At 61.8% G+C, this 25,243-nt stretch carries 14 protein-coding genes and 2 rRNA genes (1 of these 16 running past the window's edge); 8 read left to right on the top strand and 8 right to left on the bottom strand.

The features are described 5' to 3' along the window. The 5 genes from IPK09_09010 to IPK09_08990 all read left to right on the top strand — a co-directional run. Positions 1-2,818, top strand: a 23S ribosomal RNA gene (locus tag IPK09_09010) (it extends 71 nt beyond the left edge of the window). Between the two features lie 149 nt (positions 2,819-2,967). Beyond that, positions 2,968-3,083 (top strand): 5S ribosomal RNA (gene rrf, locus IPK09_09005). A gap of 954 nt (positions 3,084-4,037) precedes the next feature. Continuing rightward, positions 4,038-6,029 carry a TonB-dependent receptor gene (locus IPK09_09000; protein MBK7983754.1) on the top strand — a complete coding sequence of 664 codons (1,992 nt, stop codon included), beginning with the start codon at positions 4,038-4,040 and terminating at the stop codon, positions 6,027-6,029. Between the two features lie 142 nt (positions 6,030-6,171). After that, on the top strand, positions 6,172-6,714 hold the full coding sequence (locus tag IPK09_08995; GenBank protein MBK7983753.1) for a YfiR family protein: 543 nt from the start codon (positions 6,172-6,174) through the stop codon (positions 6,712-6,714). A 2-nt stretch (positions 6,715-6,716) separates the two neighbouring features. Further along, the gene (locus tag IPK09_08990; GenBank protein MBK7983752.1) at positions 6,717-9,506 is read left to right on the top strand and encodes a response regulator; all 2,790 of its coding nucleotides are present in this window, start codon (positions 6,717-6,719) and stop codon (positions 9,504-9,506) included. Between the two features lie 47 nt (positions 9,507-9,553). Here the strand turns inward: IPK09_08990 and IPK09_08985 are convergent, their stop codons facing one another. Then, on the bottom strand, positions 9,554-13,816 hold the full coding sequence (locus tag IPK09_08985) for a TIR domain-containing protein (GenBank protein ID MBK7983751.1): 4,263 nt from the start codon (positions 13,814-13,816) through the stop codon (positions 9,554-9,556). Positions 13,817-13,980: 164 nt separating this feature from the next. Between IPK09_08985 and IPK09_08980 the strand changes: the two genes are divergently transcribed. After that, positions 13,981-14,421, top strand: a complete 441-nt coding sequence (locus tag IPK09_08980) for an Hsp20/alpha crystallin family protein (protein ID MBK7983750.1) — start codon at positions 13,981-13,983, stop codon at positions 14,419-14,421. A 94-nt stretch (positions 14,422-14,515) separates the two neighbouring features. On the opposite strand, the gene ptsP is transcribed toward IPK09_08980, so the two are convergent. Continuing rightward, positions 14,516-16,780, bottom strand: coding sequence for a phosphoenolpyruvate--protein phosphotransferase (ptsP, locus tag IPK09_08975; protein ID MBK7983749.1), 2,265 nt, complete (start codon positions 16,778-16,780; stop codon positions 14,516-14,518). 133 nt (positions 16,781-16,913) lie between these two features. Between ptsP and IPK09_08970 the strand changes: the two genes are divergently transcribed. Both IPK09_08970 and IPK09_08965 read left to right on the top strand, forming a co-directional pair. Further along, positions 16,914-17,834, top strand: a complete 921-nt coding sequence (locus IPK09_08970; protein ID MBK7983748.1) for a cation diffusion facilitator family transporter — start codon at positions 16,914-16,916, stop codon at positions 17,832-17,834. 115 nt (positions 17,835-17,949) lie between these two features. Next, positions 17,950-20,502: an EAL domain-containing protein gene (locus IPK09_08965; protein MBK7983747.1), complete on the top strand. Its 2,553-nt coding sequence runs from the start codon at positions 17,950-17,952 to the stop codon at positions 20,500-20,502. A 55-nt stretch (positions 20,503-20,557) separates the two neighbouring features. Here IPK09_08965 and IPK09_08960 read toward each other — a convergent pair whose 3' ends face one another. The 6 genes from IPK09_08960 to IPK09_08935 all read right to left on the bottom strand — a co-directional run bounded on the left by IPK09_08960 (position 20,558) and on the right by IPK09_08935 (position 25,227). After that, the gene (locus IPK09_08960) at positions 20,558-21,490 is read right to left on the bottom strand and encodes a M23 family metallopeptidase (protein MBK7983746.1); all 933 of its coding nucleotides are present in this window, start codon (positions 21,488-21,490) and stop codon (positions 20,558-20,560) included. Between the two features lie 13 nt (positions 21,491-21,503). Further along, positions 21,504-22,163 (bottom strand): NAD(P)H-binding protein, encoded by a 660-nt coding sequence (locus tag IPK09_08955; GenBank protein MBK7983745.1) that lies wholly within the window; start codon positions 22,161-22,163, stop codon positions 21,504-21,506. 157 nt (positions 22,164-22,320) lie between these two features. After that, positions 22,321-22,572, bottom strand: coding sequence for a YfhL family 4Fe-4S dicluster ferredoxin (locus IPK09_08950; protein ID MBK7983744.1), 252 nt, complete (start codon positions 22,570-22,572; stop codon positions 22,321-22,323). Between the two features lie 108 nt (positions 22,573-22,680). Beyond that, positions 22,681-23,172, bottom strand: a complete 492-nt coding sequence (gene coaD, locus IPK09_08945; protein MBK7983743.1) for a pantetheine-phosphate adenylyltransferase — start codon at positions 23,170-23,172, stop codon at positions 22,681-22,683. A 76-nt stretch (positions 23,173-23,248) separates the two neighbouring features. Then, positions 23,249-23,866 (bottom strand): 16S rRNA (guanine(966)-N(2))-methyltransferase RsmD, encoded by a 618-nt coding sequence (gene rsmD / locus IPK09_08940; GenBank protein MBK7983742.1) that lies wholly within the window; start codon positions 23,864-23,866, stop codon positions 23,249-23,251. Beyond that, positions 23,863-25,227 (bottom strand): insulinase family protein, encoded by a 1,365-nt coding sequence (locus IPK09_08935; GenBank protein ID MBK7983741.1) that lies wholly within the window; start codon positions 25,225-25,227, stop codon positions 23,863-23,865. Before IPK09_08935 ends, rsmD begins: the two co-directional genes overlap by 4 nt. Positions 25,228-25,243: the final 16 nt, after the last annotated feature.

Raw genomic sequence — 25,243 nt, 5'->3', positions numbered from 1 at the left:
AAAGCTCCGGGGAGCTGGCAAACAAGCACTGATCCGGAGATCTCTGAATGGGGAAACCCACCCGCGAGGGTATCCCGACCTGAATCCATAGGGTCGGGAAGCGAACCCGGGGAACTGAAACATCTCAGTACCCGGAGGAACAGAAATCAACCGAGATTCCGCCAGTAGCGGCGAGCGAACGCGGAACAGCCACCAGCAGCTAACCGTCCGATTAGGAGAACGGCTTGGAAAGGCCGGCCGCAGCGGGTGACAGCCCCGTATCCGAAAATCCGACGGCGAGACTAAGGCTGGAACAAGTAAGGCGGGGCACGTGAAACCCTGTCCGAACACGGGGGGACCATCCTCCAAGGCTAAATACTCGTGGTCGACCGATAGCGAACCAGTACCGTGAGGGAAAGGCGAAAAGAACCCCGGCGAGGGGAGTGAAACAGACCCTGAAACCGCATGCGTACAAGCAGTCGGAGCCCCTTCGTGGGGTGACGGCGTACCTTTTGTATAATGGGTCAGCGACTTGCTTTCAGTGGCGAGCTTAACCGGTAGGGGAAGCGCAGGGAAACCGAGTCCGAACAGGGCGACCAGTCGCTGGGAGCAGACCCGAAACCGAGCGATCTATCCACGACCAGGCTGAAGGTGGGGTAACACCCACTGAAGGGCCGAACCCACGTCTGTTGAAAAAGCCGGGGATGAGTTGTGGATCGGAGTGAAAGGCTAATCAAGCTCGGAGATAGCTGGTTCTCCCCGAAAGCTATTGAGGTAGCGCCTCGTGTCTCACTCCCGGGGGTAGAGCACTGTTTCGGCTAGGGGGCCATCCCGGCTTACCAACCCGAGGCAAACTCCGAATACCGGGAAGTGCAATCACGGGAGACACACGGCGGGTGCGAACGTCCGTCGTGAAGAGGGAAACAACCCCAGACCGCCAGCTAAGGTCCCCAAATTGCGGCTCAGTGGGAAACGATGTAGGAAGGCCCAGACAGCCAGGAGGTTGGCTTAGAAGCAGCCATCCTTTAAAGAAAGCGTAATAGCTCACTGGTCGAGTCGGCCCGCGCGGAAGATTCACCGGGGCTCAAGCCGCATACCGAAGCTGCGGAGGCCGCAAGGCCTGGTAGGGGAGCGTTCCGTAGGCCGTTGAAGGTCGCTTGTGAGAGCGGCTGGAGGTATCGGAAGCGCGAATGCTGACATAAGTAACGATCATGCGGGTGAAAACCCCGCACGCCGAAAGCCCAAGGGTTCCTGCGCAACGTCAATCGGCGCAGGGTGAGTCGGCCCCTAAGGCGAGGCCGAAAGGCGTAGTCGATGGGAAACCGGTCAACAGTCCGGTACTGACGGAAACTGCGATGGGGGGACGGAGAAGGCTAAGCCAGCCGGCGATTGGTAGTGCCGGTTCAAGCGAGTAGGCAGGGCGACCCGGCAAATCCGGCCGCCCAATGCCGAGACGCGACAACGAGCCCTTCGGGGCGAAGTGGCCCACGCCCGGCTTCCAAGAAAAGCCTCTAAGCTTCAGGTTTCCGCCACCCGTACCCGAAACCGACACAGGTGGGCGAGGAGAGCATCCTCAGGCGCTGGAGAGAACTCGGGTGAAGGAACTCGGCAAACTAGCACCGTAACTTCGGGAGAAGGTGCGCCCGCGGTACGTGAAGCCCCTTGCGGGCGGAGCGGAGGCGGGCCGCAGTGACCAGGTGGCTGCGACTGTTTACTAAAAACACAGCACTCTGCCAACACGAAAGTGGACGTATAGGGTGTGACGCCTGCCCGGTGCCGGAAGGTTAATTGATGGGGTCAGCCGCAAGGCGAAGCTCTTGATCGAAGCCCCGGTAAACGGCGGCCGTAACTATAACGGTCCTAAGGTAGCGAAATTCCTTGTCGGGTAAGTTCCGACCTGCACGAATGGCGTAACGATAGCCACACTGTCTCCACCCGAGACTCCGTGAAATTGAACTCGCTGTGAAGATGCAGCGTACCCGCGGCAAGACGGAAAGACCCCGTGAACCTTTACTACAGCTTTGCACTGGACTTTGAGTCTTCTTGTGTAGGATAGGTGGGAGGCTTGGAAGCCGGGACGCCAGTTCCGGTGGAGCCAACCTTGAAATACCACCCTGGAACACTCGAGGTTCTAACCTCGGACCCGAAACGGGTTCAGGGACCGTGCATGGTGGGTAGTTTGACTGGGGCGGTCTCCTCCCAAAGCGTAACGGAGGAGCGCGAAGGTACCCTCAGCGCGGTCGGAAATCGCGCGGTGCGTGCAAAGGCCAAAGGGTGCTTGACTGCGAGACGGACAGGTCGAGCAGGTGCGAAAGCAGGTCTTAGTGATCCGGTGGTTCCTGATGGAAGGGCCATCGCTCAACGGATAAAAGGTACTCCGGGGATAACAGGCTGATACCGCCCAAGAGTCCATATCGACGGCGGTGTTTGGCACCTCGATGTCGGCTCATCACATCCTGGGGCTGCAGTCGGTCCCAAGGGTATGGCTGTTCGCCATTTAAAGTGGTACGCGAGCTGGGTTTAGAACGTCGTGAGACAGTTCGGTCCCTATCTGCCGTGGGCGTTGGAGCGTTGCGGGGAGCTGTTCCTAGTACGAGAGGACCGGAATGGACGGACCTCTGGTGCACCGGTTGTCACGCCAGTGGCACGGCCGGGTAGCCACGTCCGGACGGGATAACCGCTGAAAGCATCTAAGCGGGAAGCCCCCCCCAAGATGAGCGCTCCCGAGTCCTTGAGACTCCTGAAGGTCCGTGGGAGACCACCACGTGGATAGGCGGGCGGTGGACGCGCCGTGAGGCGTGCAGCCGACCCGTACTAATCGACCGTGCGGCTTGATCCGCCAACACCCAACCGCTGCGCGCCGAGGCCCCCCTCCGGCGCCGGCTCGATCTCGATCTCGATCTCAACTTCGACCCCGACCCCGACCCCCCCCTTCAAGCCGGCCCCTCCCTGCGAGTCCGGCGGCGTCGCACCGACCACCCCTTTTCGCTTGGCGACCTCAGCGTGCGGGAACCACCCGACCCCATCCCGAACTCGACCGTGAAACCGCACCGCGCCTATGATCGTGTGAGATCCACTCACGCTAAAGTCGGTCATCGCCAAGCTCCTATTACCAAGCCCAACTTTTTTGACGAAGTTGGGCTTTTTATTTTTCGATGTGCCTAATTCTTCGCTTTTACCCTTAAGGATTTTCCGGCAATTCGGATTTAATTGAATTTATATACTAATTAAATTACATTTTTAGATTGTTAATACCAAAGTCTTGGAACTCACTTTGAGCTTCTTGGCTTCTAACCAAGCCATTTTTTGTATCGAAATCGATTTAAGTGAAAAAAGGAGTGAAGCAATAGGCATGGAGATTGAGGGCGCGATTCAAGGCGCATCCTGCGGCTCGTCGCCGAGTGAGCCAAGCCGGTTATCGGTGTCGGGCTGAGGCGCGATTACCGCTGGTGCGCCAGTCAATATCCTGACACCGCGATATTGTTACCACCGCCGGAGCGGATAACGCCAAGGTTGTGGCGACAGTGATGGGTTAAGAAAACGCTAGACTCTGCGCCGCCAGTCTCAGCAGTATCCTGGACCCTGCGGTCATCGGGTTAGGCGAGAGTCTGTCGCAAGCGCTGTAGCCTTGCGAAACCGTACCGACGTCATGAAGAAGTTATCTTTTCCGATCAAATGAATATGCATTTGATACCGCTGCATGGCATTGATTCCAGCGGCGTATACGGTGCAGCATCGCTAGGGCTATAAGTCATATTAAAGTGACAAAATGACGGAACAATAGAGCGGCGCAATAAAAAATTGGCGGCATTAGTTCTGACGGTATGACGCTGGTCAGTCTTGGTATCACGATTGCTTGTATTTATTGATGGATTCGCGGTCCGTTATCGCGCGCGATAAGCTCACCGTTGTGCATGACTGAGTATATTAGATAGAAGTAATTATTTTAATTAGTTAATTTTTTGAAAAGGATCATGATAATGGAACGGTCACGGCCAGCCGAGCAGAATTCCTTCTTATACTGCAATGCTGTTGCTTGCTGGCGATATTGCAAAGCGATGTTGGTGGATGCCAGGCAGTTCAAAGGTTACAGCGGGCTGATGCTGTGGATTTTGGGCTGTAGCCTTGTCGGCCCGGCGCTGGCGGATAGCACCACACTGGCCGCTCTCAAACAGATGAGTATCGACGATCTGGCAAATCTGGAAATTTCCATTGCCTCCGGGCGGCCAGAACGATTTGGGGATACGGCGGCGGCGGTGTTCGTGATCACCGCCGAGGATATCCGGCGTTCCGGCGCGACAAGTTTACCGGAAGTATTGCGCATGGTGCCTGGATTGGCCGTGGGCCGGGTTGATGCTTCCTCGTCGGCGGTTTCGACCCGAGGTTTCCAGACGCAGGGAGCGAACAAATTGCTGGTGCTGATCGACGGGCGCAGTATTTACAACGCCCTTTTTTCGGGCGTTTACTGGGAATCGTATGGCATCGTGCTGCAAGACATCGAGCGGATCGAGGTCGTGCGTGGTCCCGGTGCGGTGACTTGGGGGGCGAACGCGGTCAACGGCGTCATCAATATCATCACCAAACGGACTGAAGAAACCCAAGGAACCTACATCGGCACGGTCGCGGGCGATAAACAGCGGCAACTCGTGGCCCGCCAGGGCGGGCGGTTAGGCGAGCAAGGCACTTACCGCCTTTATGCCAAATTGCATCGGGACGATCCGCTACCGATCATTTCAGGCGCGGATGAAAATGGAGTCTTGTGGAAAGGCGGCCGCGTGGGTTTCCGCGCCGACCGACGGATCGGTGACGACGATCTCATGCTGGAGGGTGAAACCTTCCGGGAAGCGGCCAATGCTAATGATTACACCGGCCGCTACCTGTTCGGGCGCTGGGAGCAGCGGAAAGGCGATGGTGCGGTCGGTACGCTACAGGCTTATTACAACCGGCTCGGGATAAACAATGGAACAGCAGACGATAGCGAAGATACCTTCGATCTGAGTTATCGTTGGAGCTTCGCGCCGGTGGGCCGGCACACCTTCAGTGTCGGTGGTGGCTATCGTTGGATTTACACTGATATCGACCCGAAAAGTGGCGTCCAGATTCGCAGCACGACTCGGAATGATCAGCTGTTCAGCGCTTTCATTCAGGACGATATCCAACTCGACGAGCAGCTTTACCTGACGCTCGGCACCAAGCTGGAGCACAACAGCTACACCGGTTTCGAAGTTCAGCCCAGCGCTCGCCTGCGCTGGCTGCCGAGCGACCGGCAAACGCTGTGGGCCGCCGTGTCGCGCGCCGTGCGAACCCCTTCGCGGGCCGAGCATGACATGATACTGACTCAATACCCCGGTAAAGTCATTGATATACCGGGTTTGGGGAATGTTCCGTTAATTGTCACGCTGATCGGCAATCCGGCGATGGTCTCGGAAGAATTGATCGCCTACGAAGCCGGTTACCGCTGGCAGGCCACATCGCGCCTGACTCTCGATGCGGCGCTCTTCCTAAACGATTACGATCGATTGCGCACCTTTGAACTGACAGGTCCACCCAGCCTGAGCCTGTTTCCCGCGCCCGCGCTGGTCCAGCAAGCCACTGCGGATAATAAGGACCACGGCCGCACTTACGGTTTGGAGCTGGCCGCTGAATTTCGGCCTTACGACTGGTGGCGGCTTCAGGGCGCCTACTCCTTTCTCCACATGAACATCAAGCCCGATGCGGGCGGCACCGACAACGCCAGCGCGCAGATCGACGAGCAATCTCCCATGCGGCAATGGACGCTGCGTTCGTCGCTGGATGTACGGGACGATGTGGATCTGGATTTGTGGTTGCGCTACGTCGCCGATATTCCGACTTTAGCCATCGACTCCTATATCACTCTCGATGCGCGTTTGGGCTGGAAAATCAACGCACAGTTCGATCTCGCCTTAGTGGGCCGCAACCTGCTGGATTCGCCGCATGTGGAATACAAGAAGTTTGCCGGATTGGATCTAGAACCGAACACGGCCGCGATCGAACGGGAAGTTTATCTGATGGCTGAATGGCGGTTCTGAATAGTCTCTCGATAGCACACCAGTGAATGCATTACCCGTCGCTGCCACATCTCGGTGGTGGGTTAAGCCCTGTGCTCGACCGCTCGCACCCGAAGTGACCCGCACTCGTAGCGCTCGTCCCGCAAGAGGCTGGCGCGGGTTTGTGGTCGGGTTCGGCTTGCTCGGTTTGGCGGCCGTCGACGGCCCAGCCGTTGCGGATGATTTTAGTGAAAATGAGGTGAAAGCCGTATTTCTCTACAATTTTGCGAGTTTTATAAACTGGCCGCAGGACGTCAGGCAGGATCCCGCAAAACCGTTCCGATACTGCGTGCTGGATGACGAATTGGTGCCGCTACTGCAAAATGTCTTGAAAGGCGAGACGATGCGAGGGCGGCCGCTGAGTGTCCAGCGCGAAGTGACGGCCTCCAATGTTGCGGAATGCCACATCCTTTATATGGGTACAAGCGGCTTTCGCGGAGCGGAAAGCTGGAAATTGGTGCAAGCGGCGCTCTCCGCCCAAGTGTTGACGGTCAGCGATATGGAAAACTTTGAAAACAATGGCGGAATGATCGCGCTGGTGCGGCAGGACCGGCGGATCCATCCGCGCATCAACATCGATATGGTGGAAAAGGGCAAGTTGCGGATCAGCGCCAAGCTGCTCAATCTGGCCACGGTCGTTCGCGATTCCACGAGTACGGGCCGTTAAAAATGTTGCTTTTGGTTCGCGATCGGCCGATCAAACAGAAAGTGATCGCCATTGCGCTGGTCAGCACGGTGATCGGTCTGGCCGTGGCGCTGACGATCCTGGTCGTCAGCGATATCTACACCCTGCGCCGCAACGCGCGCGATTTCGCCTCATCCCTGGCGCGGGTGGTGGCGGTCAACAGCTCGGCGGCGCTGGCCTTCCGAGATCCGGACACCGCCAACGAAATTCTCGCCGCGTTCAGCAGCGTACCCGAGGTAGCGGCAGCCCGCGTTCGCTCCCTCGACGGTCGCGAGTTCGCGCGTTATCAGAGCCAAAATCTGCACCATGCCCGGCTGCTCGAACAGATGTTCGAGAGCGAACAAAAAATCCCGCGCGCGTCAGGCGGTTCGAACGCGGGGCAAAAACCGCCTTCGTTTAGCTTCCAAGACGGGTATTTAGGGATCAGCCAACAGATTGTCGTCAACGGGAAACTGTCGGGTTTCATGGATTTGGCGCTCGATCTGTCGAGCCTCGACCAATTGATTCGACGGCGGTTGTTGTTGGCCTTGCTGGTGCTGTTGGGGGCGTTTGCCATCGCCTATCTGTTGGCCTCAAGGCTTCAGCATCTGATCTCGGATCCCATCATCACGCTCGCGAGCCGGATGCGAGAGATTTCGATCACGAAAGACTACTCCGTGCGGGTCCCTCGGAGCGCCAATGACGAAATCGGCACGCTCATGCAAGGCTTCAACACCATGCTGGAGCAGATCCAGCACCAGGATGCCGAACTGCATGTCGCCAAGGAAGATGCGGAGCGGGCGAACCGCGCCAAGAGCGATTTTCTCGCGCGCATGAGCCATGAAATCCGCACGCCCATGAACGGCGTCATGGGGATGGCGGAACTGTTGGCCGATTCGGAGCTGTCCGTGCGCCAGCGGCGATTTGTGAGCAACATTCGCGGCTCCGCCGAGTCGCTGCTCGCCATCATCAACGATATTCTGGATTTCTCGAAGATCGAGGCTGGGAAGCTTGAACTTGAGTGCATCGCTTTCGATCTTGAGGAGCTGGTTGACAACTTGGGCGAATTATTCGCCGAGCGGGCCCATCGCAAGGGGCTGGAGTTGATTTGTTGGGTGGAGCCCGGCGTGCATTCAACCTTGCGAGGCGATGTCGGGAGGTTGCGGCAGGTGTTGACCAACCTTCTCGGCAATGCGTTCAAATTCACGCAGGCTGGCGAGGTGGTTTTGTGCGTGACCTGCGCGCGTGAGGAAGACTCCGAAATCGTGCTGCATTTCGAAATCAGGGATACGGGAATTGGCATCGCGCCCGAAGCGCAGTCTCGCCTTTTCAGTTCTTTCTCGCAAGCCGACAGTTCGACGACCCGCAAGTACGGCGGCACGGGGTTGGGCTTGGCCATTTGCAAGCGACTGGCGGGGTTGATGGGCGGGGAAGTGGGGGTGGACAGTGTGTTGGGGCGTGGCACCCGATTTTGGTTCACCGCCCGTTTGGCCAAGGACGGGGGAGTTCAAACGGATCGCTCGCCTTCTTTCATCGCGCCGGGCGCGCTGAAGGCGCTCGTGGTGGATGACAGTGCTTCCAATCGGGCGCTGGTCGAAAAATTGTTGTCGGATTGGGGTGTTGCGTATGCCAGCGCCGATGGAGCGCCGCGGGCGCTGCGCTTGCTGCGAGAGGCGTCCGCCGCCGGTGCCCCCTTCAATCTGGGGTTGTTCGATCAAAAAATGCCGGAAATGAGCGGCATCGAGCTGATCAAAGAGATCCGAGCCGATCCGGTTCTGGCGCGGCTGTCGGTGGTCATGCTGAGTTCGATCTGGGAAGCCTCGGACAGCGAGCAAATGCAGGCGTTGGGAATCCAAGCTTGCCTGCCCAAACCCTTGCGGAAAGCGCAACTCCATCAGTGCCTTTTAGCGGCGACGGGCAAGGAGCCGCAAAGCCGGTTGGAGAAACAGCCGCCGCCCGTCGCGGCGATCAGCCTAGCGCAGTTCGAGCGGCGCGGACAGCGGGTTCTGTTGGTGGAAGATAATCCCGTCAACCAGGAACTGGGTTATGAAATGTTGCAAGCTTTGGGCGTGCAAGTCGAGCTGGCGGAAGACGGCGAGCAGGCGCTGGCCGCGCTCGCCCGGCAGAGCTATTCGTTGGTGCTGATGGATTGCCAGATGCCGGTGCTCGACGGGTTTGAGGCCACCCGTCGGTTTCGGGCGATCGAACCGGCTATCGGGGCCCGGCTGCCGGTGATCGCTCTGACCGCCAACGCTTTGATCGGCGATCGTGAGTTATGTCTGGCCGCCGGCATGGACGATTATCTCACCAAGCCGTTCACGACGGCGCAGCTCAACGGAATCCTCGAACGCTGGTTGCCTCAGCGCGGGACTGGTGCGGAGTTGGCCGCCGCTCCTCCGCCGGCGGATAATCAGGAAAAAGCGCTGTTGGACCTCGCGCAACTCGCCCAGATTCGCGCCCTGGATCGCGGGGGCGCCAGTGTCTTAGGCCGGATCATCACGCTTTTTCTCGAAAGCGCACCCGACCAAATCGCGGCGATCCGGGCCGCCCTCCAGGACGGGGACAGCGCGCGCGTTCGCGCGGTTGCCCACCCGTTGAAGTCGGCCAGCGCTAACCTGGGAGCCGCCCAGTTCTCGAAATTGTGCGGGCAACTGGAGATGCGAGGCAAGGAAGGCCAATTGGCGGGCGCGACCGAAGATCTGGCGGTGCTGGAACGAGAGTTTGAGGGGGTGCGCCGCGCCCTGCTGGCGCTACCCGAGGCCCCGGTGGCTAAGCCGCATGGGCTAAGCGACTAACCGTACTGGATTGGTTGCGACCCGTCGATCGCGGGGGTCGGCGTCGGTCACGGCTTGGCGAGTTCCTCGAACAGCAGTTGCAGTTCGACCGCATATTGATAATGCAGGTTGGAATCATCGGCCAAGGCAGGATCGCGGGAGCCGGCCAGGATGGCTTGCAGCTTGGCGATCAACAGTTGACCCGGAGCTGGAATATTGGGGCTCGCCGCCATTTTTTCCAGCATGGCCGCCAGGCTGGCGACATTGCCAGCGCGAATGGCATGACCGATCTGCTCGCAAAGACGGGCGCCTGGATTGGTGTTTTTACCGCCCGCCCGCCGGTAAGCCAAATACTTTTGCATGGCTTGCTGGCGGGCTTGATCGGCGACCTCGGGATTGGGGACGGCTTGGCCGAGGTCGTTCAGGCCGCGCCGGATCGCCCAGTTACGCGCGGTCAAGCTGTCTGGCAGGTTGCACTCGCTGGCCCGGTATAATTCCTGGCGGGCCTCGTCGTGCCGTCTGAGCTGGATCAACACGTTCGCCAAATGGTTGCGAGCAGACTCCTCACCGAGGCCATCGCCCAGTTGAGCGCACAGTTCGGACATGCGCCGGTAGGCCAGGGCGGCTTCTTCTAGTTGGCTCAACGCCAGATGCAGATGGCCGAGTTCGCCCAAGATTTCCGATATTTCGCCGCGGTTGCGTTGCCGCTCGTACAGGTAAAGCGCTTGCTGGCAAGCGTGCAGCGCGGCCGGCAGTGCTTCGTTCAGTTTGTGAGCCACGCCGATCTGACGCCAGGCGCGGGCGGTCCCTTCCGATTCGCCCAGCGTTTCGAAGATGGCTCGGGCGGTATCGTACAAGACGATCGCTTCCGGATAATGGCCCTGACGCTGGCGCACTAACCCCAACTGCATCTTGTTGGCCGCCAGCGTCAGGTTGGCGGTGCTCGAACCGGCGCGGGCGATCGCGGCTTCGTAGGCGGCGGCGGCTTCCTGAAGGCGTTGCAGATAAATCAGGCAGTCACCGATTTCCGCATCGGCGACCGCGACCATGCGGCCGGCGCTGGCGTTGCCGGCGTCAGCCAGGCTCTGGAACAGCCCGCGCGCCTCGGTCAACTCTCGCGCGGCGGGTTCGGCGGCGCCGGCCAGCTTGAGCAGTTTTCCCAGCTGCAAATAGGCGCGCGCCAGATCGTAACGCGCTCCAGCGTAGGATTCATCGCCGGCCGTCTGGCACTGGCGCAGCAGTTTGCGGGCGGCCTGAAGGGCCTCCTCGATGGACCCGCCATCGCGCAATCGCTCGATCCGCAGCCGCTCGGTTTCAAAGCGGATCCGGCTCCAGCCGGACAATGCTTGGCTGGCGCGTTCGCGGGCGGCCACCGCTTCATCCAGGGCGGCGGGCACGCCGAGGGTGGCGAGCAACTGTTCCAGGCGGGTGGCTAAATGAGCGGTTTGTTCCGGTTTGGCGTGTTGCTGGTAATCGCGCAGCAGGGCCAGCAGATTAGGTAGCTCCAACCGTAGGAGCCGCGTGGTGCGGGCGCTGTCTTTGAAGGACTGCTGGTAGAGTACTTCCAGCAATTGCTCCATGCCGGCGCACCAGCGCTCGCGCCAGAGCGGCCGCTGGTTGGCGGGCAACCGGCTGTTTATATAATGGGACAGCGCGATATCCAAACGCAGATGACCGTAGCCGCGATCCTCCGCCAGACCGAGTTGGAGGAGCCGCTCGCAGAAGGCGTCGAGGCGCTGGGCGTCGAGTTCGAGCGCTTTCCCCAAGACGAGGCGGTTGACGCCATCCTTGCAAAAAGCCAACAGGGTCGAGCGTTCCCGGTCTTCGGGGGAAAGATGGCGCAACGCCAGTTCCAAGCTTAAAAAAAGCGGCCATTGCGGGTCGTCGCCATGAAGGCGTAACAAGTCGGCGCGGAGCGGCCCCGTTAAAGCGCGCAGGGTTGCGTGCGCGCCCCGCGCGCCGATTTCACGGGCCAGGCGCTGCAAGGCGATGGGGTACCCGGCGGCCAGCCTGACCAGCGCGAGCAACTGCTGAAAGCCGCTGCCGCTATCGCTGGGCGGCGGCATTTCCCGATCGGCGATCAGCGTTTTACCGACCAGAGTGATGGCCTCTTGGTCATCCATGGCGCTTAGGGTGGTTTCCACCCAAGGTTGAGCGAAAGGCGGCGGCCCCAAGCGGCCCAATCCCAACAGCCGCAGCTCCGGCCATTCATTTAAAAAGTCTTTCCAAAACAGGTCGAAGGCCGCGTCCTGCTCCGCCGGCCAGCGCTCCAACTGATCGAGCACGATCAGGGCGGGCCGGGTCCGCAAGCTTTGACGGAGATCGTCGAGAGCCCGCCACAGACTCGGATAGCGGCCGACCGACCAGCGCTCGCCTTCGGGCAACAACTGCCGGCCGAGCGTTTCCAGCAGCGTGCGCGGATCGCTGGCGTCGTCACCGCGCGCGTAGGCCAAGTGGCCATAACGGCCACAATGGGCCAGCCACGTCACCAGGGCGGTGGCGGTGGCGGTTTTCCCGTTGCCGCCGGGACCCCGCAGGAAGACGGCGGGACGTTCTTCCAGCAACCGTTCCAGGACCAACAAGTCACGCCCGCGGCCGATGAAGCCGGTGGAGGGCGGTGGAGGCAACAAGCGCGGTGGGTTGAAATGGGCCTGCCCCAGCAACCGGCGCCAAAGCTCCAACGGGGGACGCAGGCAGAGCCGGGGATCGCGTTCGCCCAGATAGAGGTTAAAGCAAAACCAATCGTGCAAGTGCACGCCGCCGCCGCCCAAACCGGCCGCGCGGTAGCTGTCGCTGGCCAAACGGCGCTGGCTGGTGTTCAAGGCTTGAGCGATCTTCGCGCCGCCCAGCAATTCTTCATAAAACGTGCTCCAGAACTGCCGCTGAGTTTCCTGCGGGGTATCGGGCCGCACGGTGATCACCGCCGTGATTCCAGCCTTCAACAGCGCGGCGATCAGGCCGACGGTCGCGGTGGAGGGTGAGGCGCTGTCTGTTGAAGCGCACAGCACCACCAGGCGGACGCAGTAGGTGGCGAGCAGAGACGCCAGCGCCGTCGCCGCGATGAAGTGGGCTTCGCGACAAATCGGGGCGTGCAAGTCGTAGCTGGCCTCGAAGCCGATCAAGATCGTGTTGCTGTCGAGATCGTCGCGGAGATAGCTGTCCAGGTGGACGGCGGCGAACGGGCGTCCGGCCGCCCAAGCGTCGTTCAACTGCTTTTCCAGCGTGCCTGGGGTCGGCGGAGCCAGCAAGCGCGGTTCAACCAGACTGCCCAGACTGTCCAGCGCTTCCAGCAGAGGCAAGGCGCTGCGTCGGTAGTCGGGATGGCCAGTCGGTTCGGTGTCGGGCCGGGGGCTGATGGCGAGCAGCCGTAGGGGCGGGGGGACCGGCGCGAAGACAGTCCCCCCGCCCGCAAACCGGCGCAGGAATTGGACGGGGCGCTTGCCCTGCATCAGGAAGCCGGTCGGACCGTGCAGCAGCTCCCAGGGCAAGCCGAGCACGGTTGCGACGGCCGGATGATCCGTGGCGGCCCGCACCGTCAGACGCAATTCGTAACGTTCCGGCGCGTTGCGCCAGGCAGCGGTCAGTTGGTGCGGTCCGGGCGCTTCCAAGATGGCGTTGTGAAACGACCGACCCCACTTCGCCAGCAGGGTTTCAGTGCGGCGAGCCAGATAGCGCAGAGTGTCGGTCGGCCAGCACGGATGGCTTTGCAAGTACCAATTCAGGAGGCGGCCCGGAAAAGGGCCGGGCGGCAGACCGTGCGCGCTGAGTTCGTCATCGGCCGGCACGGGGTCCGCCGGGCGGCGCAGGCGAGCGACCCAGCGCCAGCGTCCGGCGGAATCTTCCGGTGCGAAGTCAAGTTCCAGCTCCGCCAGCGGCGGCGGATTGCGGCCGCTGGGAGGGTCGCCAGGCGGCGGTTCGTCCAAGGCGGCCAGCAGCAGGGGCAAAACCTCACCCAGCCCCTCGGCGGGCAGTTGGATGGGCGCGCAACGCGGGGCTGGCGCGAACCATTGCGTTAAAATCGTCGGGTCCACCCCCGGCAGCAAGAGCGGAATCACCCGATAACTCCCAGCCCGGCGGCGTTCGGTTGCCTGGGCGATCTCGATTTCCCGACGCAACCACGCCGGCTGGCCGGTGTTCAGGCCGAGCACCACGATCACCTGACGGGCCTGTTCGATGGTCCAGCGCACCTCCGGCGCCAAGCGGTTGCCGCCGCGCAAGTTCTGCTGGTCGCGCCAGACGCTGAGATGAGCGGTTTCCAATGCCAAACTCAAATCTTGGGAAAACAGGGTATCGGGTTGAGCGTGGCAGATAAAAACGGAGGCAACGGCCATCACATGGGGTTCCGAAGGGAAAGGATTGAAAAGCGTAAGCGCATATAGTTTAACGTAAAAAATGTCAAAGGTGGCCTTGAAATCAAGGCGCTCAACCTCATTTAACCAGCAAGACGACACGGCGTTCATGAGAGTGCCAAACCTAAAATTCGAGGAGATCGCTGATGGTTATAATGCGTTATGAGCCTTTGAATCTGTTGAATCAGTTACAGCGCGAAGTCGACCGTCTGTTCGACACCAGCCGCTTCGGCGACGCAGAAAACGGGCATAGGCTGGTGGACTGGGCGCCCGCGGTCGATATCAAGGAAGAATCGAACCAGTTCATCATTCGCGCCGACCTGCCGGGAGTGCCGCTCAAGGATATCGAGGTCACGCTTGAAAATGGGAGGTTGAGCCTGAAAGGGCAGCGCGCGAGCGAGAACGACGAGCAAACCGACCAGTACCGCCGGGTCGAGCGGGTGCGCGGCACCTTCTTGCGCCGGTTTTCGCTGCCGGATGTGGCCGACGCCGAGAAGGTCAGCGCCAAATGCAGGGACGGCGTGCTGGAAGTGATCGTGCCGAAACGCGAGGCGGCGCAACCGCGCAAGATCGCGATTGCAAGCTGATCGCTCGGCCGGGATGCGCCAGCCCTCCGCATTCCCCCAGCGTTGAGCCAAAGCACGGGTTAAAACCCGTGCTTTGCGTTGTCGCCCGCGGCGCTTAAGGCGGTTCGCGGACCAGTTTGCCCAGCCCCGCTCGGCGCAGCGCATCGTTCAGCAAGCGATGAACTTGGCGGGCGGTGTCCAATTGCAAGGCCTGCCGGGTCAGCTCCTGGGCTTGAGCGCGCGTGAAACTGCGGATGGCCCATTTGACGCGCGGCACGCTGGTGGCGCCGGCGCTCAAGCTGGCCGCTCCCATGCCCAGCAACAGGATGGCGGCGCCGGGATCGGCCGACATTTCGCCGCACAGATTCACCGGCCGGCCCGCTTGGCGGCCGTCCTCGATGATGTGAGCGATGATTTTCAGCATGGCGGGGTGCAGGCTGTCGTACAGTCCGGCCACGCGGGAATTATCGCGATCCACCGCCAGCAGATACTGGGTCAGATCGTTGGTGCCGACCGCCAAGAAATCCACCCGACTGGCCAGTTGCGCGGCTTGGAGCGCGGCGGAAGGGACTTCGATCATCACGCCGATCCGAGGGCGCGCGTGCGCCAGCTCATCTTCGGCCAGTTCGCGTTGCGCCCGCTCCAGCAGGCGCAATGCCTCATCCACCTCTTCCACGGTGGTGATCATCGGAAACAGAACCCGCAGGTTGTTCAGGCCGGCGTTGGCCCGTAACAGGGCGCGCAACTGGGTCATGAAGATGTCGGGCCGATCCAGGGTAAAGCGCATGCCGCGCCAGCCGAGAAAGGGATTTTTTTCCGAGATGCTGAAATAAGGCAGGCATTTGTCCCCACCGATATCCAGCGTGCGAATGACGACCGGCCGCGGGGCGAACGCCTCCAGCATTTGCCGGTACAGCGCGCATTGCTCGTCGGTGCTGGGAAAAGAGTCGCGCAGCATGAAGGCGAATTCAGTGCGATACAGCCCGATGCCGTCGGCGCCGCAGGCGCGGGCGGAGCCGATATCGGACAGCAGGCCGGCCTTGGCGTACAGCGGTAACCGGTAACCGTCTTGGGTTTCGGCCGGCAGGTCGCGCAGCGCCGCCAGCCCGGCGGACAGCTCGGCGTCGGCGGCGATCAGTTGGTGGTATTCCTGGCGCAAGGCACGGTCGGGATTGATGAACACCCGGCCCTGATAGCCGTCGACGATGATCTCGCAGCCTTCGAAACCGCCGATGGGTCGGTCGCCCAGCCCCATGACCGCCGGAATGCCCATCGCCCGCGCCAAAATCGAGACGTGCGACAGCGCCGAACCGCGCAGGCAGACGATGGCGGCCAATCGGTCCGGCGCCGCCGCCAGATGCGCCACGCTCATCTCCTCGGCCAACAACACGCAGCGCTCGCACGGGTTGCCGGTGGGTCGAACCGTTCCGGCCCGTAAGTGATGCAAGACCCGTCGGCCCAGATCGCGGATGTCGTCGGCTCGGGCGCTGAGATAAGAATCGTCGGCCTGCTCCAGCAGGCGCGCGCGCGTCAGAACCGCTTCGCACCAAGCGCCCTGCGCCCAAGAACCCGCTTGAATGCGCGCGCGGGTTTCATCGAGCAGGCTGTCGCTGTTCAACAGCATCCGATGGGCGGCAAACAGGCTTTGTTCGGTCGGGGGCAGCAGCGGCGCCAGCCGCTCGCCCGCCGAACGCAACTCATCATCGACGGCGGCGATGGCGGCTCGGAACGCGGCGTCCTCGGCGGCGGGGTCAGCGGCGGCGCGGTCGGGCACATCGTCGAGATCGATCAGCCGCTCGGGGATGGTGACCGCGCCGATCGCCACGCCGCCCGCTCCAGATACCCCCTGTAGCGCTTGAACGCCGGTTGCAAGCGGCGGTGGTTTCAGTACGCCGCTCGGGCCGCCCGCCGCCCGATCGAGCCTGCTGGCCAATTGCGCGGCGAGAGTGAGCAGAAGATTCAGCTCATCCGCCTGGAACTGACGGACCGCGGTGTCTTGGGCGACCAGCACGCCGAGCGTCCGCCGATATTGAATCAGCGGCGCGCCTAGAAAAGCGCGGTAGCCGTCCTCGCCGTGCCCGGAAGTTTCGCAAAAGCGCGGATGGCGCGAGGCATCCTGAAGGTTCAGCGGCTCCTGACGTTCGGCGATCAAGCTCACCAAACCGTGTTGTAGGTTCAGGCGCAGCTGGCCGACCGCCGAGGGGTGCAGGCCGGCCGCCGCCGCGAGCACGAACTCATCGTGCTCCGGGTCGGCCAGATAGAGACTACACGCTGCAACTCGCAGCGTATCCCGAATCCGCTGGACCGCGGTGGCCAGCGCGTCCGGCAAATCCAACGCGGTGCTGACCTCCTGGGCGATATGACGCAAGGTTTCGAGCATGGCGTCCGGGGCCTTTGGGTTGCAGTCGAAAAGAGGCGAGTCGAGCGCCGCCGGTGGGATCGCTCGACCGTCGCCGCGATCGAAGCCAACTAGACTATACTGGCTTGCCTCCCATCACAGAAGACCGAGCCTCATGAGCGACGCAATAAACTTGGCCGTGGGCCCCGCGCGAGCCGCGCGCTTGCTGCGGTGGGCGACCTATGCTTCCGTGGCGACCGCCACCGTCTTGATCGCCGGCAAACTGGCGGCCGCGCTGCTGACCCAATCGGTCAGCGTGCTGGCGTCCTTGGTCGATTCGATGATGGATATCGCGGCGTCAATCATTAACTTGCTGGCGGTGCATTATTCCCTGCAACCACCGGACCGCGATCACCGCTTCGGTCACGGCAAGGCCGAGCCGTTGGCGGGTTTGGCGCAAGCGGCGTTCATCGCCGGCTCGGCGCTGTTTTTGATCCTGCACGCCATCGACCGGTTGCTGCATCCCCAGCCGCTGAACGATGGGTTGGTCGGGATCGGGGTCCAGGTGTTCGCCCTGGTCCTGACCGGGGTGCTGCTGGCTTTTCAGCGCTATGTGATCCGTCGCACCCAATCCACGGCGATCAGCGCCGATGCCTTGCACTATGCGACCGATCTATTGACGAATGCCGCCATCATCATAGCGATTGGCTTGGCCATGTGGGGTTGGCCGAGTATGGATTCGATCTTTGCCATTGGGATTGCGTGCTATATTTTGTATAGCGCGGGACACATCGGCTATGAATCGATACAATTGCTCATGGATCACGAATTGCCGCCGGACGTTCATGCCCGCATCAAGCAGATCGTTCGCGCCCACTCCAGCGTACGCGGCGTCCATGAATTGCGGACCCGCCGTTCCGGGCAGACCTATTTCATTCAACTGCATCTGATGTTGGACGATCAATTGCCCTTGGTGGAGGCGCATCGGGTGGGCGACGAAGTGGAAGCGGCGATCAAGGCGGCATTCCCAGGCGCCGATGTGCTGATTCACCAGGATCCGACCAGCGAACCGCCGCCTCAGCCCTTGCCCGCTTGAACGTTGTGATGGCGCGGCTCGATGCGAGTTTTGCTTTATAAAATTTCGAGTAGGTGCGAAACCAGGTCGATGGATCGCCGCAGCATAGATCAACGCATTGCAAGGTATTGAGCCCATGTCAGCTAAGAGCGCGCCTGACCAACCCCTGGTGCTGATTGTCGACGATGATTTATCGATTCGCCTGTTGGTGAGCGTGGCCTTGGAACAAGCGGGGTTTCGGGTGGAACAGGCCGAAAACGGTCGTCTCGGGATCGAGCTGTTCGAACAGTATCATCCCGAGGTGGTGCTGATGGATGTGATGATGCCTGAGATGGACGGTTTCGCCGCCAGCGCCGAACTGCGCCGCCGCCCCGGCGGCGCGCAAGTCCCGATTCTGATGATGACCGGCCTGGACGATCACGAGTCGATCGATCGGGCTTTCGATGCCGGCGCGACCGATTTTATTACCAAACCGATCAACTACACGCTGCTCGGCCATCGGGTCCGCTATCTGCTTCGAGCCAGCGCGGCGATGAACGACTTGCGGGAGAGCGAACGGCGCTTGGCCGCCGCCCAGCACATCGCCCGACTGGGCCATTGGGATTGGCGTCCCGAGCAAGAGGTCCTGCATCTATCGCAAGAGGTCTGCCGGATCTTGGGATTGGACCCCGCCCGCTCGGAAGTAGCGCTCCAGGTCATTTTCGACCGTATTCCCGAAAAAGAGCGGCCGCGGGTGCGGGCCTGGTTTGCCGACATCCAAGACCAGGGCGAATCGGCCGGTATCAACCATTGGATTCTACATGCGGCGGATGGCGACCTCCGTTATGTCCGCCAGCAGGTCGAGGCGGTCTGTGACGAATCGGGTCGGATCGTCCAGCTGCATGGCGCGCTTCAGGATATCACCGAACTGCAACGGGCCGAGGAGCGCATTCGCCAGCTGGCGTTCATCGACAGCCTGACCCGGTTGCCCAACCGCGAACTGCTGAAGGACCGGCTCAGCGCCGCGCTCAGCCTGGCCAAACGCTATGGGCGGCGCGCGGCCTTGCTGTTTTTGGATCTGGATAATTTCAAGCGCATCAACGACACGCTCGGCCACAGCGTGGGCGATTTATTGCTCCAGGCGACGGCGGAGCGTTTGAAGGCGAGCCTGCGCCAGAGCGATACGGTCTCGCGCCGCGAAGGCGTCGAGGCGCAAGACGAAACCATCGCGCGGCTCGGCGGCGATGAATTCACGGTCCTGCTGCCCGAGGTGCGCCGCAGCGAAGATGTCGCGAACGTGGCGGAGCGCATCCAGGCGGCGCTGTCGCAGCCGCTGGTCCTCGGCGGGCACGAGGTGTTCATCACCCCCAGCATCGGTATCGCCATTTTCCCAGAGGACGGCGACGATTCCGAAACCTTGTTGAAAAACGCTGACATGGCGATGTATCTGGCCAAACGCCAAGGTCGGAACCTCTACCGCTTCTTCGACGCCACCTTGAACGATGCCGCGCTCAAACGCCTGACGATGGAGAACCAACTGCGCAAGGCCATCGAGCAGAACGACCTTTCCCTGCACTATCAACCCCAGCTGGACTTGCCCAGCGGCCGCATCAGCGGCGTCGAAGCCTTGTTGCGCTGGCACAGCCCGGTGCTGGGATCGGTGTCGCCGGTCGATTTCATTCCGCTCGCCGAGGAAACCGGTCTCATCATCTCCATCGGCGAATGGGTGCTGCGCACCGCCTGCCTGCAAGCCAAGCGCTGGCAGGAGCAAGGTACCGGCTTGCAGCGGATGGCGGTGAACATCTCGGTCCTGCAATTCGTCCAGCCCAGCTTTCCGGCGCTGGTCGCGCGGATTCTGGAAGAAACCGGTCTGATGCCGGAATCCCTGGAGCTGGAGATTACCGAAAGCCTGCTGATGAAGGACCCCGAGGGCGCCACCTGTACGCTTCAGGCCCTCAAGGATCTCGGCGTGCAACTGGCCATCGACGATTTCGGCACCGGCTATTCCAGCTTGAGCCGGCTCAAGCAATTGCCTTTGGACCGGCTCAAGATCGACAAGGCGTTCGTGCGTGAAGTCAACTTGCAACCGGATGACGCCGCCATCGCCACCGCCGTCATCGCCATGGCCGAAAGCATGGGATTGAAGGTGATCGCCGAGGGCGTGGAGAACGAAGCGCAACTGCGTTTTTTAAAGTCCAAGAATTGCGATGAGGTCCAGGGTTACTTCTTGAGCCGACCGCTGCCGGTCGATGAAGCCACCCAGATGTTCCAGCGCCACCGCGACACCGTGGCTGATGAGTCGGCGCTGGCCGGGGACATCCGCATTCTGCTGATCGCCGACTCCGACCCCGCTCACATGGCGACCATCGCGGACGCACTGCGTCCGGAAGGTTATCAGTTGCTGGCCGCCACCGACGCTCAGACCGCGCTGGATCTGCTGGCCAGTCACGACGTTGGAGTCGTGCTGGCGGACCTTCGGCTAGTCGGACCCGGCGGCGAGCAGATTTTCCGGGCCTTTCGCGAATTGCACCCGCAAACGCTGCGGATGGCGATGGGAAGCGACTGTGCGGCCGGGGAAATGATCGATTTAATCAATGAAGGCGCGATCTACAAATTCTTGCCCAAGCCGTTGGCGCTGCCAGCGCTACGCGAGGTATTGCGCAAGGCTTTCCTGACGCGCAACCGCGCGGTGGTGGAGGATTTGGGCTAGCGGCGCGCGCTGGAGCGCGGGTGGCCTCCCCCGCGCCGCGCGGGTCGGAATGCCCTCAGGGCGCTGCCAGCAGGGTGCCCGCGACCGGCGTGATGCCTCGCCCGTCAGCGCCGGCGAACTCGAAAGGGATGGAGATCAATTCCATGCCGGTATTGCGCTGGATGACAAAGTGCAGGTGCGGGCCGGTGGAGTAGCCGGTATTGCCGGAATCCGCCAGCCAAGCGCCGCGCTCCACCCGCTGTCCCAACGCCACGCGCACCGAATCGGGATGCAAGTGGGCGTAGAGGGCCATCGTGCCGTCGGCGTGCAAGATGCGCAGGGCATTGGCGCGGGTCTGGTATTTGGGGTCGGTCCCGCCGTCGAAGAAATCGCTGGAGGCCTCCATGACGGTGCCGGCCCGAGCGGCGCGAACCGGGGTGCCGAGCGGCAGGGAGAGATCGACCGCATAGCGGCTTTGCGTGTGCCGGTGGCTGAACGCGCCATCGAAAGCCTGGCCGATGGCAAAGCGCTGCCCTGAAGCGAACGGGGCTGCGTAGGGCTGTTCGGGCTGGTGCGTGGCGGCCGGATCGCCCAGTACGGCCCGGACTTGATAGGAATAGCGCCAGCGGGGTCCGGTCGGTTTGAGCGTGACGGCCGTCGTCTCCGCGCGGGCCGGAGCCACCACCCTGACCGGCAGCGGCGGTTCGGCGCGCATGTTCTCCAACCGTTCGGCGCTGATTTCCACCTCGACCGGCCCGTAGTAGTCGTTGACCACCGCCAGTACCGGCGCTTCGGGAGTGCCGCGATTGCGCAGGCTGATCCTGGCCGGCAGTTCGCTGGCCGGCAACGGCCGTACCTCGGCCTTGACATCGGCGCCGGGCGGTTTGTCGGTGAAGATCCAAGCGCCGGACGCATCCTGATATTTGTAGAGTTGTTTGGCGAACCCACCAGAGGCCGCGAGCGCCAACCCGAACGTCGCCGTCGCGACTACGATCCGAAGCGGCACCATCCCGAAGCCTCGCTCACGTTTTAAAATGATGAATTTGAACGCCTTGTGAGCTGCTTTTGGCGAGTTCCACCATTTTGGCCGCGACGGTTTCCGCGGGCACTGGCCGATAAGAGCTAAACGGCCCCCAAGCGAACATCGACCAGAAAGGCGCCATCAGCTTGCTCCAGTCCTCAAGCGGTCGGGGTTCGGAACGCTCCCCCAACAGCAGCGCGGGGCGCAAAAGGTGTACGGCTTCGAAAGCCATCTCGCTGACCTCGGTCTCGGCGCGTCCTTTGAGCCGGTTGTAGAACACCGGTGAACCGGGGTCGGCTCCGACCGACGACACCAGCACGAAGCGAGCCACGCCCCGCGTCACCGCCAGCTTGGCCAGTTCGACGACATAGATATGATCCACCTTGGCGAACGCTTCCGGGGAGCGGCTGGCCCGATGGGTGGTACCCAGACAGCAAAGCGCGGCATCGGCCACGATCGAGTCCGCCTGTTCGCGTAGGTGCTCGAAGTCGGTCACTCGAACGCTGAGCTTCGGATGGGTTTGTTCCAGCGGCCGGCGCGAGAGGACGGTGATGTGGTCGATGCCGTCATCCGCCAACAACTTCGTCAAGCAATGTCCGCCCACCAGGCCGGTCGCGCCCGCCAGTAATACCCGAATTCTCGGTCGTTGTTGAAGGCCCATTTGCGATGCTCCCAGGCTTGAATCCGGTGTATCGGACGCGGATCCGCCTCATGCCGGATCTCAGGAATTGCTCCATGGTGGTCGAGCGGGGTCGCCGCTTGAGGTTTCAAGCGGCCGCTGATCGGTGCTGGCCGACGATAAAACGCTGCCCAGCGCGTCAGGCCGTGCTGGTTAATTTCTCATACTTGGCTTGCAACTGTTCCTCGGTTTCGGAATGGCTGGGGTCGGGAAGAATGCAGTCCACCGGGCAAACTTCGATGCATTGCGGGGTATCGAAATGCCCCACGCACTGGGTGCAATGGCTGGGGTCGATTTCGTAGATTTCCTCGCCCTGCGAGATTGCTTCGTTCGGACACTCCGGTTCGCACACGTCGCAGTTGATACATTCGTCGGTGATCATCAGTGCCATGACGGGCTCCTCTTTGGTTGCGCACGACCGCCGTTGGTGAAGGTGGTTAATATAGACTTAAATTCGCCCTGATTGCTCTCGATTCGGCTGGATTTCCGAATATTTTAGTCAATTATTCCGAGGCGCGAATTTCGCCGCCAGCGCCGCCTCAACCTTGGGATGCACGAACGGTGCGATGTTCCCGCCCAGTTTGGCGACTTCGCGCACCAGGCTGGAGGAAATGAAGGAATATTGCTCCGCCGGCGTGAGAAAGACCGATTCGATTTCGGGATAGAGCCGACGGTTCATGTTGGCGAGCTGAAATTCAAACTCGAAATCCGAAACGGCCCGCAGCCCGCGCAGGATGACATCCGCGCCGATCTGTTTGGCGTGATTGACCAGCAGGATGTCGAAGCCGCAAACCTCGACCGTCGGCAAGTGCGACAACACCTCGCGCGCCAGTTTGACCCGTTCCTCCAGGGAAAACAGCGGTTGTTTGTTGGGGTTGGCGGCGACGCTGACGGTCAGGTGATCGAACATGCGGACGCCGCGCTCGATCAGATCGATGTGGCCCCGAGTGATCGGATCGAAGGTGCCCGGATAAATGGCGGCGACGGACATGAAGGTTCCTGGCGGGTGTCGGAGATTCGCGGATTATCGAGAATGCCGCGCCGCAAGGCAACCGTTCAGCAACGGTTCAAAATGCGGCTCGGTCGGGACGTGACGGAGCGACGGTGGCAGCCGGAGTTTCCCGCCGCGCCAGCCGGTAAGCCACCGCGCCAGCGGTCTTTTCCCGGACCGGTAGCCAGTTCGCCGGTAGAGCCAGTTGCGGTAAGGCCGTTTCCGCTTCCAGATAAATCCAGGCCGTCGGAGCCAGCCAGTCGCCTCGTTCGAGCGCCGCGCCAACCGGTTCCAGCAGGTCGTGGCCGAAGGGCGGATCGAGCAGCACGATTTCGAACGGCGCCCCAGGCTGTTGCAACCAAGTGAGGGCTTCGGCCTGTTCGACGCGGGCGTTGCTGGCATTCAGCCGCGCCAGATTCTCGCGCAACGCCGCGACCGCCGCCGGATGGCGCTCGACGAATACCGCCTCGGCCGCGCCGCGCGACAGGGCTTCGATGCCGAGCGCGCCGCTGCCGGCGAACAAATCCAGACAACGCGCGCCGGGCAGCACCGGCGCCAGCCAGTTGAACAGCGTTTCCCGCACCCGGTCGGGCGTCGGTCGCAGTCCGGGCAGCTCGGGAAACGACAAGCGCCGGCTCCGCCATCGGCCGGCGATGACGCGCAGCTGCTGGGCGCGCTCGCCGCCTCGGCTCATGATCCGGCCGGCTTGGCCGGGGTGTCGGGTGAGGTTGGCGCGGGCTGACCGCCGCCGACGATGACGGTAATCAGTTTGTCCGGCCGCACCTGTCGCTGCCAGGCGGTCTTGGCCTGTTCCAGGGTAATGCCGTTCATGGTGCCGATGTAATTTTGCAGGTAGTCCAGCGGCAGGCCATGGAAAGCGATCATTCCCAACGCACCGACCAGCTTGCCGTTGCCGGCGAGATCGAGCGCGAAGCCGCCGGTGATGTTTTGTCGGGCTTCTTCCAGCGCCTGCGTGCTGGGTCCGTGGTCGGTAAAGTCCCGCAAGGTGCTTTGCGCCACCTGAAGCGCGGTATCGGCTTGATCGTTGCGGGTTTGCAGGTTCATCAAGAAAGGTCCGGCCTGTTGCATGGGAGAAAAAGCACTATAGGCCCCGTAAGCCAAGCCGCGCTTTTCGCGAATTTCCTGCGAGAGCTGTGACACCAGTCCATTGCCGCCCAGGACATGGTTGCCCAGAAACAGCGCGTAGTAATCCGGATCGCCGCGCTTGACTCCGAGCTGGCCGATCAGGATATGGCTTTGACTGGAGGGGTGAGGGATGCGGATGGTTTGGCTGGCCGTGACAGCCGAGACCGGTGGTGGTGGCGGTACGGGTTCGCCTTTTGCCAACCCGTCGACCAAACGGCTCGCCAGTTGCTCGGCGGCGGAACGGTCCAGATCGCCGACGATGGCGACGACAGCGTTGGCGGCGGTGTAATAACGGCGGTGAAAGTTTTCGATGTCGGCGCGGGTGATGGCGTTGAGGCTGGCCGGCTGGCCTTCGGGCGGCGAAGCATAGGGGTGAGCGCCGTATAAGGTTTTGAAGAAGGCATCTTGTGCGATGGCGCCGGGCGATTGGGCGCGTTCCCGCAGTGCGATCAGCAGTTGCTGGCGGACCCGCTCCACGGCGTCCGGCGCGAAGCGCGGCTCCTTTAACAGTCGAGCCACGGTTTCGACGGCGGGTTGCAAATAACGTGGTTCGATCAAGCTGCGCAGCGACACCGACGCCGAATCACGCCGCGAACTGAAGCTCACTTGGGCGCCGACTTGGTCCAGCCGGTCGGCGATGACATCGGCCGACCAATCGCCGGCGCCTTCTTCCAGCAAGGCGTTGGTCAGTTTCGCCAAGCCCGGCTGCGCGCCGTCGCGGATCGAGCCGGCGTTGAACAGAATTTGCGCGTCCACCATGGGGAGTTCGCGCGCGGGGATGAAGTAGACCGATACGCCGTTGGCCGTGCGCCAGTTTTGGATGGCGGGTACGGCGGCGGCGAGACCGGCGGTCAGTAACAGAGCGGTGGCCAGAAGACTGGTCAGAGCGTGTTTTACGGAGGACAACATCGGGCGAATCCTTAAT

Source organism: Candidatus Competibacteraceae bacterium, from assembly GCA_016713505.1.
Classification (GTDB): domain Bacteria; phylum Pseudomonadota; class Gammaproteobacteria; order Competibacterales; family Competibacteraceae; genus Competibacter_A.
The sequence above is the reverse complement of the archived record's forward strand: the minus strand, read 5'-3'. Positions and strand labels throughout refer to the sequence as shown.

What these genes read in the sequence shown, in the direction of transcription:
- IPK09_09000 (MBK7983754.1), top strand. Translation starts at nt 4,038, where the DNA reads ATGTTGGTGGATGCCAGGCAGTTCAAAGGTTACAGCGGGCTGATGCTG.
- IPK09_08990 (MBK7983752.1), top strand. Translation starts at nt 6,717, where the DNA reads ATGTTGCTTTTGGTTCGCGATCGGCCGATCAAACAGAAAGTGATCGCC.
- IPK09_08985 (MBK7983751.1), bottom strand. Translation starts at nt 13,816, where the DNA reads ATGGCCGTTGCCTCCGTTTTTATCTGCCACGCTCAACCCGATACCCTG.
- IPK09_08980 (MBK7983750.1), top strand. Translation starts at nt 13,981, where the DNA reads ATGGTTATAATGCGTTATGAGCCTTTGAATCTGTTGAATCAGTTACAG.
- ptsP (MBK7983749.1), bottom strand. Translation starts at nt 16,780, where the DNA reads ATGCTCGAAACCTTGCGTCATATCGCCCAGGAGGTCAGCACCGCGTTG.
- IPK09_08970 (MBK7983748.1), top strand. Translation starts at nt 16,914, where the DNA reads ATGAGCGACGCAATAAACTTGGCCGTGGGCCCCGCGCGAGCCGCGCGC.
- IPK09_08965 (MBK7983747.1), top strand. Translation starts at nt 17,950, where the DNA reads ATGTCAGCTAAGAGCGCGCCTGACCAACCCCTGGTGCTGATTGTCGAC.
- IPK09_08960 (MBK7983746.1), bottom strand. Translation starts at nt 21,490, where the DNA reads ATGGTGCCGCTTCGGATCGTAGTCGCGACGGCGACGTTCGGGTTGGCG.
- IPK09_08955 (MBK7983745.1), bottom strand. Translation starts at nt 22,163, where the DNA reads ATGGGCCTTCAACAACGACCGAGAATTCGGGTATTACTGGCGGGCGCG.
- IPK09_08950 (MBK7983744.1), bottom strand. Translation starts at nt 22,572, where the DNA reads ATGGCACTGATGATCACCGACGAATGTATCAACTGCGACGTGTGCGAA.
- coaD (MBK7983743.1), bottom strand. Translation starts at nt 23,172, where the DNA reads ATGTCCGTCGCCGCCATTTATCCGGGCACCTTCGATCCGATCACTCGG.
- rsmD (MBK7983742.1), bottom strand. Translation starts at nt 23,866, where the DNA reads ATGAGCCGAGGCGGCGAGCGCGCCCAGCAGCTGCGCGTCATCGCCGGC.
- IPK09_08935 (MBK7983741.1), bottom strand. Translation starts at nt 25,227, where the DNA reads ATGTTGTCCTCCGTAAAACACGCTCTGACCAGTCTTCTGGCCACCGCT.